The organism is Pseudomonas sp. FR229a (assembly GCF_030209115.1).
In the GTDB taxonomy this organism is placed as follows: Bacteria; Pseudomonadota; Gammaproteobacteria; order Pseudomonadales; family Pseudomonadaceae; genus Aquipseudomonas; species Aquipseudomonas moraviensis_A.
In genome coordinates, this window is record NZ_JARVSP010000034.1 from 1 (window position 1) to 13,696 (window position 13,696).

Annotated in this window: 14 protein-coding genes; 2 read left to right on the plus strand and 12 right to left on the minus strand. The window is 51.1% G+C overall.

Annotated elements, in window-relative coordinates; genetic code table 11:
* Both QRN33_RS24610 and QRN33_RS24615 read right to left on the minus strand, forming a co-directional pair.
* Window positions 1-472: hypothetical protein (locus QRN33_RS24610; protein WP_285410678.1), on the minus strand; the 472-nt coding region annotated here is incomplete at its 3' end.
* Window positions 456-686, minus strand: coding sequence for a hypothetical protein (locus tag QRN33_RS24615; RefSeq protein ID WP_285410679.1), 231 nt, complete (start codon window positions 684-686; stop codon window positions 456-458). The genes QRN33_RS24615 and QRN33_RS24610, both read right to left, overlap by 17 nt.
* A gap of 1,144 nt (window positions 687-1,830) precedes the next feature.
* Between QRN33_RS24615 and QRN33_RS24620 the strand changes: the two genes are divergently transcribed.
* Both QRN33_RS24620 and QRN33_RS24625 read left to right on the plus strand, forming a co-directional pair.
* Window positions 1,831-2,661, plus strand: a complete 831-nt coding sequence (locus tag QRN33_RS24620) for a hypothetical protein (protein WP_285410680.1) — start codon at window positions 1,831-1,833, stop codon at window positions 2,659-2,661.
* A complete protein-coding gene (locus tag QRN33_RS24625) occupies window positions 2,658-4,877 on the plus strand; it encodes a UvrD-helicase domain-containing protein (RefSeq protein ID WP_285410681.1) in 2,220 nt (739 codons plus the stop codon). The genes QRN33_RS24620 and QRN33_RS24625 overlap by 4 nt, the downstream gene beginning before the upstream one ends.
* A gap of 97 nt (window positions 4,878-4,974) precedes the next feature.
* Here QRN33_RS24625 and QRN33_RS24630 read toward each other — a convergent pair whose 3' ends face one another.
* The 10 genes from QRN33_RS24630 to QRN33_RS24675 all read right to left on the minus strand — a co-directional run bounded on the left by QRN33_RS24630 (window position 4,975) and on the right by QRN33_RS24675 (window position 13,598).
* Window positions 4,975-5,997, minus strand: coding sequence for a hypothetical protein (locus QRN33_RS24630; RefSeq protein ID WP_285410682.1), 1,023 nt, complete (start codon window positions 5,995-5,997; stop codon window positions 4,975-4,977).
* A 347-nt stretch (window positions 5,998-6,344) separates the two neighbouring features.
* Window positions 6,345-6,710, minus strand: coding sequence for a histone-like nucleoid-structuring protein, MvaT/MvaU family (locus QRN33_RS24635; RefSeq protein ID WP_285410683.1), 366 nt, complete (start codon window positions 6,708-6,710; stop codon window positions 6,345-6,347).
* A gap of 313 nt (window positions 6,711-7,023) precedes the next feature.
* On the minus strand, window positions 7,024-7,866 hold the full coding sequence (locus QRN33_RS24640) for a chromosome segregation protein SMC (protein ID WP_285410752.1): 843 nt from the start codon (window positions 7,864-7,866) through the stop codon (window positions 7,024-7,026).
* 219 nt (window positions 7,867-8,085) lie between these two features.
* Entirely contained in the window at window positions 8,086-10,998 is a 2,913-nt protein-coding gene (locus tag QRN33_RS24645) for a DUF927 domain-containing protein (RefSeq protein ID WP_285410684.1), read from the minus strand.
* Window positions 10,995-11,267, minus strand: coding sequence for a DUF3077 domain-containing protein (locus tag QRN33_RS24650; RefSeq protein WP_122603227.1), 273 nt, complete (start codon window positions 11,265-11,267; stop codon window positions 10,995-10,997). The genes QRN33_RS24645 and QRN33_RS24650 overlap by 4 nt, the downstream gene beginning before the upstream one ends.
* Entirely contained in the window at window positions 11,264-11,548 is a 285-nt protein-coding gene (locus QRN33_RS24655) for a hypothetical protein (RefSeq protein WP_285410685.1), read from the minus strand. The genes QRN33_RS24650 and QRN33_RS24655 overlap by 4 nt, the downstream gene beginning before the upstream one ends.
* Window positions 11,545-11,703: a hypothetical protein gene (locus QRN33_RS24660; RefSeq protein WP_285410686.1), complete on the minus strand. Its 159-nt coding sequence runs from the start codon at window positions 11,701-11,703 to the stop codon at window positions 11,545-11,547. Before QRN33_RS24660 ends, QRN33_RS24655 begins: the two co-directional genes overlap by 4 nt.
* A 373-nt stretch (window positions 11,704-12,076) precedes the next feature.
* Window positions 12,077-12,382, minus strand: a complete 306-nt coding sequence (locus QRN33_RS24665) for a hypothetical protein (protein ID WP_285410687.1) — start codon at window positions 12,380-12,382, stop codon at window positions 12,077-12,079.
* The gene (locus QRN33_RS24670; RefSeq protein WP_285410688.1) at window positions 12,379-12,660 is read right to left on the minus strand and encodes a helix-turn-helix transcriptional regulator; all 282 of its coding nucleotides are present in this window, start codon (window positions 12,658-12,660) and stop codon (window positions 12,379-12,381) included. The genes QRN33_RS24665 and QRN33_RS24670 overlap by 4 nt, the downstream gene beginning before the upstream one ends.
* Window positions 12,661-12,758: 98 nt before the next feature.
* A complete protein-coding gene (locus QRN33_RS24675; RefSeq protein ID WP_285410689.1) occupies window positions 12,759-13,598 on the minus strand; it encodes a hypothetical protein in 840 nt (279 codons plus the stop codon).
* Window positions 13,599-13,696: the final 98 nt, after the last annotated feature.

A 13,696-nucleotide genomic window follows, 5' to 3' on the forward strand; every position in this document is an offset into this window, starting at 1 on the left:
GCATGAGAAATGACCTAAACCCTATAACCGTGTCCAGTATCGTTTGACCAGAACACTCCGTCAGACAGAGTATGCCGACCTTCTTTTCCATTTCTTCTTTGAATCGAGAGTGGAGGGAAGGTGTTAGGTCCCTGAGGATGCTGACGATTCCATCATTTTTAGACAGCATTTGAGAGCGCGCTTGGGACTCGATTTGCTCTTTGGTTATCAAGGCTCTTGCGGCTGGTGGCAGTCCTGCAAACGTTTCTTCGACCATTTTGGGGATTAATAGGTCGAGTGTTGCCCACATCGTCTCTTCTGACTCATACAGGCGGATAGGTGGTTTTAACTCAAATGGGTCGTTGAGGTTGAGTGGAGAGGCAAAGCAAATTTTGCACGCCTCCAGCACATCGATCCGGTCGGGATGCAAGTATTTGAACAGCGTCGAGGGTGGATTTCTGGACGTAACGTCCTGGTTACTCGAATTTTCCATCAGAGCCGGCCTCAGCAGAAAGTGAGATGAGTGCGAGAGTCAGAAACCCTTCATTCCTATCCAGTGCGGCTAAGGCGCCTCGAACGTTATCGGCCACGTCTACTGAGCCTCGCTGCTCTACCCATTTTGAAAGCTCCTCTACGGCTGCACCTAACGCAAGCTGGTTCTCGTTGATACGTTTAAGTACTGAAACCAATAAGACTTTGTCTTCCATGATTCACTCCAACCTTTCTGGCCCGCAGCGAGTATACGTTTGAACTGACGGACCGTGTGCTGGTGCTGTGATGCTCGAGCAGGTCTCAACACCGCTGGGGACCCTGGGAGTATTCCTTCTATACGGGGTCGGAAACCCGCGGGATCTTGGTAGTCGCATGCCCTCCAGCTTACTGAAATTTCAGTCATTGAAATCGAAAGGATTTAGTTGAAAAAAGACGGTCATTACCGCATTGGTAACGATGGTCTTTCGTGTCGATGATTTTTCACGTCTCGAGCCGTCAACCTGTCAACCAAGGCAAACATCAACCACTACCAAGCTCACGCAGGTTTTACGCCCGGTATCTTTCAGGTTTGCTCTGGGCCGGGCGAATTTCCGCGACACTTGCACTGGTGAACAGTTAGATCTCCCGGTTCACCTGCTCAAAGCTGGGCTGTCTCTCACTCACAAAATCCCATGGGTTCCCAGAATGTGAATATCGCTATAGAGATCCTATTCTGTCCGCTGTTGGAGTCTCTGCGTAGGGGGAGTGGGGCGGCCCACTCAAAAATCGTGTTACTAGTGTTACAGGTGTGACGGTTTAAGATAACTATATGAATTTCAAGGATAAATCATGAGTTACACCTTACCTGCTCCTCTCGAGTGTTGTGTGTAACAACGACCAACGGTGTAACGGTCTTCGCGCCAAATTCGAAAGACAAAAGGGGGGCGGCGACTAAGATTCATCGTCGCTACAGAACGAATTATGTGGAGGCGCACCTGCTCAATAGAAAAAGGTTAGGCTCACATTATTAGCTTGAGAAAAAGAAATTTTTGTGGCTTCTACACCTTTCCCGGTCGGTTTAATTTTGATTGAGCCGCTTGGTTTACCAAAGCGGCGGATGCAGATGTAGTAAAGATGGCTAAATGAAAATTTATCTCATCTCTTTGGCGCTACGGCTAACGTCTGATGGATCCGAATACAAAATATGCGTTAAGTTGCGCTCGAAGATCCGTAGTGGCATTCTGGCTTCGCCGTAAAAATCTGAGCTCCGCCAGACAACAGGGATGGTGATTTTTTGTATGTATACAATCGATAGCTATCCCTGTTCGTGTTGTCTCAAAACGTCGATTGTGAAAGCTTAAGTGTGTATGGGGAATTTATATGGATATAATTTATACTGCTATATCTGATGACTTGCCAATACGGCAGGGCGATATAATAAAGAAAAAAAGCAAATTGGGTGATACTTACGGTTTAGTTATTACTGCTGACTGCGATATCGCCAAGAGTAAACACAAGAATCACTACACTTGGATTGAGGTTGTACCAACTCAAGTTTACATGGATACGAGGTGGGCTCTTGAAGAGATTGAAAGGATTCAAACAAGGCAGGCAAAGCCTGTTTTGGAATTTGTAAATAAAAAACTTAAAGACAAAGGATTGTCTCAGATAACAGAGCAAAAATTGCTGGCTTGGATTGGCGAAGTTGGGTTTGAGTCATTTTTATCAAAGCTGGTTACTGATGAGTGTCCAGGCGACATTAGGAATAAGATTGAAGGGTTGTTTGTAATTTCTTCAAGTGCTGAGAGTAGCGCTCTGGAGAAAATCCAGAAAACTGCACGGCTATTCAATCTTGGAATGGAGAAGTTAGCTGAAGATGCGCGAAAGCATTTAACAAAAGATGATGGGTTTCCAGATTATTTTTTTATACCTCGCCTACCTGATGAATTGGCTAATGGGTGTGTTGCTCTGTTGAGGCATATATACTCAGTTCATGATGAGAATATTTTTACTTCTGAAGCAAATGCACGAATAGAGGGTAAACCATATTCGTTTTTCAGGATGTGCAGGTTGGCAGATCGAGTAAAATATTCTGTCGTTCAAAAAACCACTTTTCTTTTTTCTCGAATCGGTATGACTGCCGAATTCGAAACTGCTACATCTTCCAGCGCAAGTTTCAGTGCTAACAATATATTTAAGGAGGTTGTATGAGCCTGGATGCAATTGTAATTGAACAATCGGCTTTATCTATTCTTGATTCTGCAATCATTGAAGAGGATTGGTTTGCAGAGTTCGGGGTTCCTCCTCAGGGAGGGGAGCTGAGGCGCGTCGTGCATAATAATATCGCGTATATTTTTACTGGAGACGCTGATGAGAAAAGTGGCCTTTTAGTTGTTAATACAAGGTCTGATGGGGTTTTCAGTTCGACGATAAATCCACTCCAGATTTTTGAAAGGATTATTAGGGTGGCGCTACGTCAGTTTGATCGAGGTATATCGATACCCGTTCAGTGGTCGCCATTTAATGATGGATCTTTATTTAGTATATTTGCAACGAATCTTTCGAGAAAGAGCAATGTCAGGGTTTATTTTAATAGGTCTCCTGATGAGTCAAATAATATATATGCTTATGCGATAACTGATGGCCCAAAAATACTAACTGAAGCCCCTTCAAACATAGAAGTTTACAAAAAAGCTGTAGACGGATACCTAGATGCTATTTTGACTGAAGACCCCCTGCCGAAGCCACTGGCCGCTGGGAACTATGGTTTGGTGCTCAGCAAACCGTTGGGTAGCTTTCTTGCTAGACCGGGGGATATTTCAGAGTGGGTAGAAAGAATTTTAACAGATGAACAATTAGCGTTCGTCAATAGTGATACTAAATCTCCTATTAGGCTGCGTGGAGCTGCGGGGACCGGCAAAACTCAAGCCATGGTAATAAAATGCCTAAAAGAGTTATACCATGACGCTGATATTGGAGGAGATAAAACCTTTTTATTTCTGACTCATAGTTCTGCCCTGGCTCAGGAAGTAGTACGAGGTATGCTCTATGCGCTGGATCCAAGCGGCAGGTGGAGTGAGCTTCTTACTAGGGACGGTGAGAAAAAGCTTTTGATAGGTACGCTATATGAACTCGCCCAAGCAAAATTGGATTATCAGAAAAAGGGACTTAGGCCAATCTCTATAGATGGAACTGAAGGTAGGGAGCTTCAGAGGGATATAATTAAAGAGATTATCATAGCGATTAAGAATGATGCCTATATAAATATCGAGCTGCTTGACAGCTGTGAGATGCTAAAGGTCAGGATTCATGAGGATAGATATCATCCAGAGCTTATTGACGAGATCGTGAACGAATTTGCCTGCACGCTAGATGCGGAAAATATCAGAAAGGGATCGAAAGAGGCTGAGCAATATATATCCTCTCAGCGTGATAGGTGGCAGATGCAATTGTACACTCCGTCGGAGCGGCGTGTAATTCTTGAAATATATGAAATGTATCGCATCAAGTTGAAGCAGGAAAAGTTTTTCAGCCTAGACCAGATGATTGCAGATTTTTGCAGATACTTGAATACCTATGAATGGGACCAGCTTCGTGATCGTGACGGATTTGATCAAATTTATGTAGATGAATACCATTTTTTTACAAAAATAGAGGCTATGACATTCCAGCCTCTTTTCAAGCCCCGCTCTGCTACTGAAGGGAGATGGCCAATCATAATGGCTTACGACTTGAAACAGAGTACCACTGATGCGCCTTTGTCCGGTGGAATTGCTCGGTTTGTGAACCCTGGTGTTGGTGCGTCGGTGGCGATGGAGCTGAATCAGGTATTCCGATATACGCCTCAAATTACTAGTTTTCTGTCAGATATCGACGGTGCATTTCCTGCGATGGATCTTGAGGGGGAGTTTATAAACTACACAGCTACTTCAAGTTTAGAGCAGGGGCCTGTACCGAAGCTCGATGTATTCAGGACTGATATCGAACTGATTGATACGATCTTTGAAACCGCTCAGCGACTTGCTGCTAGTAACTCGGAGGGAGGGCAGCAAGTAGCTGTGCTTTGTTTGAATACCGAACTTTATGAGCGCTATTTAGAGGTTGGAAGGATAAAGAAGTATCATATTCCAATTAAATCTAGGGAAGATTTGAAAGAGCTGAGATATGCTAAGAAAAAGTGTATATTCAGCATGCCAGAGTATGTTTCTGGATTACAATTTGAACACGTATTTTTGATTCATGCGGATGAGGCGGACTTGACTAGCGAGTATCTTAGCGAGGGGGCGAAGAGAAGATATATTTCACGAATATACGTTGGTGCAAGTCGAACTAAGAAAAATCTTACCATTGCATCATCGCTTGAGAGAGGTGGAGTTAGTAGTGTTTTGACCACGCCGCTGGCAAATGGAACTTTGTCGGGTCATTGAACTTGATGGTGGCGTCCAGCATCGTTTTTCTTTCGATGCTGGATGTTTAAGTTCTTTATTGTCGGCGGTTGTAGTGTGTGATGTGGTGAGCTCTTATCTAGTAATTATTGATTTTTATGTTGTATTTTAATTCGATATGGGAGATAAATTCTTTTATAGTCAGTGAGATGGCGTCAAGTATATGTATGTACGCTTCTTTGCTCAGGCTCCTGTCTATTGCGAAGTGATGCACTATACCGTGGCGATATTGGATTATTTCTGAGATTTTGTTTTCTAAAAAAGTTATAGATTGGCCAATGCGTCTTTTTTTATATAGAATTTTTCTAACATCGATATCCAGCCAGTCTTTGTAAGCTTTGTTAAGCTGGTCTAGATTTTGGAAGGTGTAGCCTTCGGCTATTATGCTTTCTATTGTTTGTCTTTTTTGCTGGACATTAAGCATTGTGGAGAAGTCTATTTTAGCTTTATGGGTCTTTCTTTTTTCAAGTGCTTGTTTATCATAGGCAATTAATATCTGAAATGATTGCGAGAAAAAGTACTCAAACATCGCAACTGCAAAAGGCACGAGTCCGTTGTAAATTACTCGGCTGGGATCTAAGGTGTTTGCAAACTCTAAGAAATCGTCAATTTTGTTTCCGGACAAATTTTTGTGGTCTATCGATGGTGGCGGAAGAGAGAATTTAACGGAGGATATTTGTTGGGTGACATGTTCGTAAATTCCTGATATTCCTCGGCTTATTGGTGTGCTGTCGTCTTCCCATAGTGGGGCATACTTATTTGTTCCATAGTCGCCCTTTATAGTTCCACCAAATTTTTTTCTCGCACCTCTTAGGACGTTGTTCAGCATTTCTACATCGTGCCAGCTCGCGCTATATAAGTTGCGCACGTGTAAGGCCCAATCATTTCCTGTAATTTTTTTTTCGTCCGCAGATGTCGGGAAAATGTCGGCGGAAACGCCATCGATAGACTTGAAGTCTTGGCGTTCGAACCATGAGTAATTTAGAGTGCCCTTAGGCCAGTCCCAAAAGTGACCACATTTTTGAAAGCCAAGACTCTCTAAGTATTCTCTTAGCTCCCTTCTAGATGCCTTCTTTGGGTACAATGTAACATCTCGTCCCATGGTTCGTAATTCCTGGGTGATGGTGCTATAGATGAGGAAAGTAGGATTTTTATACGATGGGCCTTCTCTAAGAATTAATTATGAGAGATGTTTTTCATGAAATGGCCAGTCGGAAAGAAAAATTACCATGGTTATTCGTCTGCTCCCAATTCGCTGTTGCCTGACCCTGAAATATTTATAGGTTTGTTGTTCTTCATCGAGTTTCTCTATCTGTCTGTTCCATCTCCCTTGCTTGATTGGATTGGAGAAAATTGGTTTCTCCATAATTCTTACGAATATCTCTAATTTAGGTTGAATTCCCCCCAAAAAAAAGGACCTCATAGGGTCCTTTTTCATTAAATCAAATTTTACTGGGCTAACCAGCTCCCAACCTCGTCTGCGCCATGCTTGATTTTCCACGCTTTAAGCGTTTTGTGATTGCCACCTTTGGTTTCAACCACTTCGCCGGTGTGTGGGTTCTTGTAGACCTTGAGTTCGCGAGGCTTGCGCTTGCCAGGTGACGCCGTCGGCGTTGGAGCGCGCTTCGTGCTTTGTGGATTCAGCAGGTTGATGATGTGCTTGAGGCTGAAACCGTACTGATTCAGCAGCTCGCGAAGCTTGGTCTCGAACTCGATCTCTTTTTTCAGCGCGCCGTCGCTCTTCATCGACTCCAGTGCTTGGAGCTGCTCAGCGAGGTGTCTTTCCAGCTGACGGTATTCGACAAGTTTGGACATGCTTATTTCCTATATTTGTTTGGCGACTGTTTGAATGTTCCTGTGGTTCAAAGTTCAGCGCTATTCTAACGGTTTCAGATACTCTCGGATGCTGATGATCTCCGCCTTGATCAATTTTACGGTGAGAATCTCGACTTTCGTTTTTATGCGGGGTTTGTCCACGAATTCCAGAATTTACTTCAAGGCGTCTATTCGTGCTTTAAGTAGGTCTTTCCAGTTGGGATAATTTCTGAGGTCTATTTGAATGATCATTTTGTAGCCTATGGAGGTTTAAACAGCCTACCTGCGTAGGCTGTATCGGTGGCTCAGCGAGTTACAGTGAAAGGATGTCTTGCACGCTGTACTGGCGGGATCGCTCAAACAGTTCGCGCCAGTTCCAGCTGTGGAAGTCTTCGCCTTCTTTTGGAAGTACCAGCTTCATCAGGCTGAGGTGTTCGCCTCCAAGCATCCCTTCGGTAGCCCACAGCTTGCCGCCCAGCTCCATCAGCGCTTGCGCTTGTTCGTTCCACTGTTCTTCAAGCACAGTGCGGGCAAGGTACATCGCGGTTTCTTGGGTCGAACTGTATTCCCTTTGCGCTTCGGCAATGTGCTGGTCAACGATTGCCAGCTCCTGTTCCAACGCAGTGATGATCAGGTGTTGGCGACGATTGTGTTCGGTTGCCGTCGCAAGGTTTTTCGCGGCCTTCTGCGCATCGGCATTGGCGTTCTTTTCGCCCTCAGTATCGCCCCAGGCCACTGCCTGCGCATAAGCGGTGGCGGCATCGGTTTCGGCTTGCCGGGCCTTGGTCATGTCCTCTTCCGCTTGCTGCTGGATCTGCGCCAAGCGGGTGCTGAGACTGTCGCGTTTTTCGTTGAGCTCTAGCTCATCGGCTTTCCAGTTCGCCATCGACTCGGTGTAACCCGCCATCAGGGTTTCATAATTGAGTAGTTTCTCGCGGCGATTGATCTTCGCATCGAGCAGCCAGGCATAGTGCTTATTGGAGTCGTATGGGAGTTTCAGGCTGCTGTGCTCCTTGCGGATTTCGGTCAACCGGTCGTCCTCGATGACCCCATCGCCTTCCAATAGCGCCTCCAACGGCGCCATCTTGGCGTAGTGCTGTTCAGCGTCGCTCAGGTATTTATCGCGTTGGGCGGTCAGTTGGTTGATCTCATCGATCAACCGTTGCTTCTTGTCGCAATGACCGGTCGCGGCAGTGATGTCCGAAACCGGCTGTGCTAGCCCGGCGGTCTCTCGGCCGGCCAGCAGTTCGTGTTGTTCGGTAGAAGCTTGGAATTCGTTCATCTGTCTTGTTCCTTCAAAAATTGGGTTTGGGTTGAATGAGCGGCTGGCGAGGCCGGGAATAAGCCGGCGCTACCTCAATCAGCGGACGTGCCTTCAGGTAGCCCGAGCCTCGCTCTCATCCGTTCCTGGAATCCTCTTCACGATGTAGCAGCGCTGGGGCCCAAGTCCGGGCAATCGGACCAGACTCGATGCCTTGCCATCGCTGGCCGGCTCCAGCACGCCGCGCTGCAACAGCTCCTTGTTCACGGCGTTGATGTTCATGCCCCGAAAGATTTCGGAGCGCCAAGCCTCGGGCAGCACGTAGTAGGTGTTGGTGGTGTGCATGGTGTCGCCCATGCCGTGCTCCAGTGTCTTGCGAAAGCCGAGGCGGTCGATGGTGCGCGGGCCGTGTTCGTCGATCTTCGCTGCCGCCGATTCCCAGCGGGTGAAGCGGCTTTCGCCGAAGCGCTCGATGACCTGGCGCAACCGCGCCAAGATGGCATCGCCTTCGAAGTTACCGGCGCCACCGCGCTCGTGGAGCCACGCGTTCAAGCACACCCGAGCTGCTGTGATGGCCGTGCCGTCCGGCCAGCCGGTAATGCCCATCGCGGTGGCCAGCTCGCCCGCAGCAGCCGCGAGACCGAAGCGCGCGGCGGCACGGTGTGCTTGTCCACTGGCAGAGGCGGGGAGCGCTTGGGCAATAAAGCCTTCCAGCGTGCGGCGTAGGATTGCCGCCCAGCCGTGGCGCTTGCCAGGTTCGCACAGCGCAGTCAGGAATGCTGTGAGCGGTGTGCCGTAATAGTTCGCTACGCGAGCCTTGAGTGTGTCAGACAGGGCGGCGGCATCTTCGAAACCGTTGAGCGTGTCGAACATGCCAAGACCTTTACTGGCATCCGCCGGAACGGCGAGCATGCGTACCTCCATGCCGGCTTTCAGCTCCTTGTTGGCCTCGGCCATGTGCTGGGCCAAAGTCTTCTCACCGGTGGAGAGAAACAGCAGGCGCCATTCCTGCACCTGTCGGCCCGCTTGGCCTCTATCATTGGCGCGGGCCTTGCCGGTGCCGTTGCCGAGCATGTACACGGTCTCGCCGATGATGCGAGCATCACACATGCCGATTTCATCGAGCACCAGAAGCCCGTCGGAATGCGCAGCAGCGATCGACTCCAGCGCGTTGTCGGTCGAGCGCCACGAGCGCACCAGACGCGGGCCTCCATAGATTGAGGCGGCAACTTGCAGGTGGGTGGTCTTGCCGCCGGAGCTGTCGCCGTAAAGGTGAAAGCCGCCTGACTCATGGCCGAGCATGTGCAGCAGCGGACCGGCGAAGGCCACACCGACGACAAACGCCAAGCGATGGTTGCCGATACATAGCGCGCCGATCTGCTGTTGCCATTGTTCGAGCGTGCCCGCTTCGCTGATCGGCGGGAGTTGCGCGCCGGCCTCGTAGAAGTGGAGGTGTTCCGCGTGTATGCCGACCTGCTGCTCGGGCAACAGAAAGGCGTTGTCATGCCAGCCCAAACGGGTGACCAGTCGCGCACGTTGAGTACTGTCGAAGCCGCCCAGGTAACTCTGCAGATCGTTGCGTGCGTTTCGTCCCGAGCGGCTGCCCGCCAGACGCAACCCCATGTCCACCAACGGGCCGAACACGTCCTTACCGAAGTCGCCGGTCATAGTGCGCGCCGGAATGTTCCAGCGTTTCTTGGTCCCGTCGGGGTCGTCGAACTCGACCAACAAACCCCAGTTGTGGCCCTTCTCGTCACGGGTACGCGCAAGGATTGCCAGTGGCGAACACACCGGGCGTGCTTCGCCGTCGTCGCCGGCATAAAACACACCTTCGGGCGTCAGGCGAAAGCCTGCCGGCATCAGGTCGTTTTTCGATTTTGCCGGTCGCTTGGCCGCTGCTTTGGGTTTCGCTTCCGGTTCCGGCTTGGATTCCACCTGGGTAACTACTGGTTTTTCTTCGATTACTCCGAATAGCTCGCCGCTGCTTTCCAGTTCGGCGAAGTGGCCGGCAGTCCAGCCTTTGCCGAGTGCATCGGCGGCATCGTCGCCGTCATCCCATTTACCACCTTTGGCAAACGCGGCACGGTCGTTTTTGAGCGTCGGCTTGCGTTTGAACACCTCCAGTGCGATGACTCGGACAGAAGCGGCGCCGATTTCCCGCAGCTTCTCGGCGACAGTGCCCATGCAGGCTTTACCGCTGTCGTCGTTGTCCGGCCACAACAAAACGTCGCGTCCCTTGAGCGGCGTCAGTTGTGCTTTGTGCCAGGAGTTGGAGCCGTTCGGCCAGCAGGAGGCCACGTAGTCCGGCAGCAACTTGGCGGCGGCATCGGCAGCTTTCTCGCCTTCGCACAGAACCACCGGTGCGTCAGCTCGCTGGGCCAGTTCATCAAGGCGCAGCAGCGGACGCGGATCCGGCAGACCTTGCCAGCGCCATTGCTTGGTTTGGCTATCGGCACGCTGACACCACGTCAGGGGCGCAAAGACCTTCTTCGGCTTGCCGTCTTCATTCGGGCCGAGGTCGAAGCGGTAAAGCGCCATGAGGGGGTGACCCTGCACGTCACGATAAATCCACACCTTGGACGGTGCACCGTGATCACGATGCTTGGCCGGGCACTTGTTCATGGCCTCGGTCGGGATCGGCAGAATGGCGTTCCATGTCGTCGCCTTGGGTTTGATCGGTGCGGTCTTCGTCTTGGCGTCGCCGGGCGCAACGTTTAGCCAATCAGCCAGCTTGTTGCACGCTTCGACGTCGGTGCCGCCGTCCAGATAGCGCACCAGATCGATCAGGTCGCCGCCCTTATCTCCGGTGGCGAAGTCGGCCCAGGTGCCCTTGCTCAAATTGATCTTGAGCGAGCCTGCGCGCTTGTCGCTGCGGGTCGGATTCGGTGCGGTGTATTCCTTACCGCCGTCGACGCGCTTGCCGTTGGGCAGCCAATGCGACAAGACGCGATCAATGTCTATCAGCGCGGCGGCTTTTACGTCGGCAAAGCTCGGGCGCTTTGCGGAGTTGTTCTGGCGTTGGCTCATGCGTCAGCCCTCTGCAGAAACAGCGCGTCGTTGATGTCGTCGATCAGCGCTTTGGCCATCTCGCCCAGGTATAGGGCGGGCCAACTGAAACGCTCGCCGTTGTCACTCATGGCGGCGTCGAAATTGAGTTGATTCGCGTGATGCTGAAGCAGCGAAACCATCTCAAGTGCGTCCTCGACTGGCACTCCGGCATTGACGCGAAACAGCTTCAGGTCGGTGGCATTGACGCGAGAAAAAGTAGCGTGGCCCGGTGTGGTGGAAGCGCTCATAACGCACCGCCTTTCTGCACAGCAGGCGTCGAGGTGTTATCGCCGTGCATGGCGAGTGTCTTGATTAGGCCGAGGGTGCCGCGCACATCCCAAAGCACGGCGGCAATGACATGGTTGGCAAGGCGCGAGGATTCGTTTTCGAAGTGATCCTCAAGCAGCGTCAGCACTGAGTCGGCACGATCGATGGCGCAGGTAATGGCGTCGATGGGTACACCGGCATCAGCTTTTGGATTCACGCAAAGCAGGTCTTCAGGCAGCGAGAAACTCAAGGCGTTGTTCATTGGGCGCCACCTGCGATTTCGAGTGCGCGGGCTTTGGCCATGTGAGCGTTGTAACGGGAGAGACGTGTAGCGAGGCTGGAGTTGGCGTGCAAAGCGGCGAGAGCCATTGCACGGTGTGCAGCGGCGCGGATTTTGGACGGATTGAGTGCAGGCATAGGTGACGCTCCAAGTTTGAGGATGGAGCTGCCGCTGATCGTCGCCAAACGATTTAAGGTGGCAGCTGTGCGCAGGTTGGCGAACCGGGAACTTGGAACCCGGCAGACCCGAAGGTCTCCCACGCACAGCTGCCATAACACGAAACGGCGGGCACAAAAAAAGCGCCTGCTGTCGGTTGGGGCGCCTGTGCGCCAAGTATCTCGGGTCGCCAAACCCGGTCGCTGAATTTGCAGCAACGGTCAGAGAGTAACGTCCGTTTTTCCAAAGTGCAACTGCGCTGATGGCTTGCGGTTTTTTCAGGTGCGGCATAGATTGTTCGTGCATGTAGATTCACCTCAACGCCTCCGGATCGCTCCCGGAGGCGTTTTCGTTTCAGGCGTGGGCTTCCCAGCGCAGGGAGATAAGGGGCAGATATCCATCCTCGATCAGAGAGTGGGCGTCTTCGTAAGCGTCAATCTGCTGGCCTTCATCGACGATCACTACGCCAAACTTTTCGCAGTGGAGGGCGAGAATGCACCAGGTCCCATCGGCCCACTTGAGTACGCTAACGACGCGGCCTTTCTTTTCTTCTCGACTGCGAAAGCGCTCAAAGCGCTGCATGGTTTGGGAGGTGAAACCAACGCGGCGAAGAACCGAAAATGGGTGCATAAGCGCTTTGCTGGCGACCTTGATATTCATGCGGCCACCTGATCACGCGCCTTTATGCGGCTGCGCGCCCACGCTTGAACTTCGGAAAGGACCCAAGCGACAGGGGCGCCGCGAGCGTTGCTGTTGCTCAGTTTGACGGGCTGCGGGAAGCCGCAGTCGATGCGCTGCATCAGTTTGTAGATGGTTGAACGTTTCATGCCCACGATGCCCTCAACTTCGGGCATGCGGATCAAGGTCGAAGTGGCGTCGAAAAGTGGGCTTTGAGTTGTGGTGTTATCGCGGAAAAGATCGGTCTTGGAAGCTTTCATAGGTCTTGCTCTCAACAGGTTAGGACTGAGAGCAATGATCTAGAAACGACTCTGCTGTGAGCAGTTCACTTCCTTTTGAAATGACATTGAAATTTCGGTCACACCACAAAATTACGTTTGAGAATCGCCTCGACGCTTTTGCGAGTTAGCGCTTTTTCGGTTTCCAATGTTACCCACTCAGCACGCTGCTTGGATGGTTTGGACACCTCCCGCTCTAGCCAGGCGTGAACCGCCGTGGTCACGTTTCGCCGTGACATTCCGCTAGCCACGTAGTGTCGACCTTGCCTAATGATTGCTGTATCCCGTGCGCCGATTTCTTCGTTACGCTCCATTCCGCTGATGATGCCGCCCTTAGTGCGGATAGAGTTCTCGATTGCCCTGTAAGCGATTGGTGTCAGCTCGTCACTGATCAAGCAGGGTAGGGATGTTATGGGCTCCAAAAACAGCACGTACTGGTCCAATGCCTCAATACGTTCGTTAGGATCGACCTGTCTTTCCACAACCTGGCAATAGAGGTCCCACGGCCAATCCGTCGGAGGCTCGGCAACATGCGACCAAGCCTCTTGTTCGGTGGAGCGCATCCAGTCAGCCAAGGCGCTCAGCGCTTTTACTGCGCAGGCCATGATGTAGGCTGCATATGCCTCGCGTTCCGATGCTGAATGACACTTGCTGTATTGGCGAACCCAATGAGCGAGACGATTTTTTTTGTCGGTTGAGGCGTACTGAAAAATAGCCTCTTCATGCATTGTTGTTTGGATGCACATGCTGCTGATATCGCTGCTGATGTCGCCGGTCTGGATACGAGTGCAGCACTGGTTGATCAGCTCGCACAGGTCAGTGATCTGTTCATTGCAGAACTCGTAGAGTGGCTGCTCTGAGAGATATTGGATCAGGCCAGCGGTTAGCGCAGAGTGCAAGATCGGGTGGGTATCAATCATGCGAACGGCTCTCGACGGGCAACGCGCTGTCCCGCGCCCTGCGAGTTGCAAGCGTAGCCAGCGGGCATTGCGCTATGGCCAAGTGTGAGGGAGTGTCG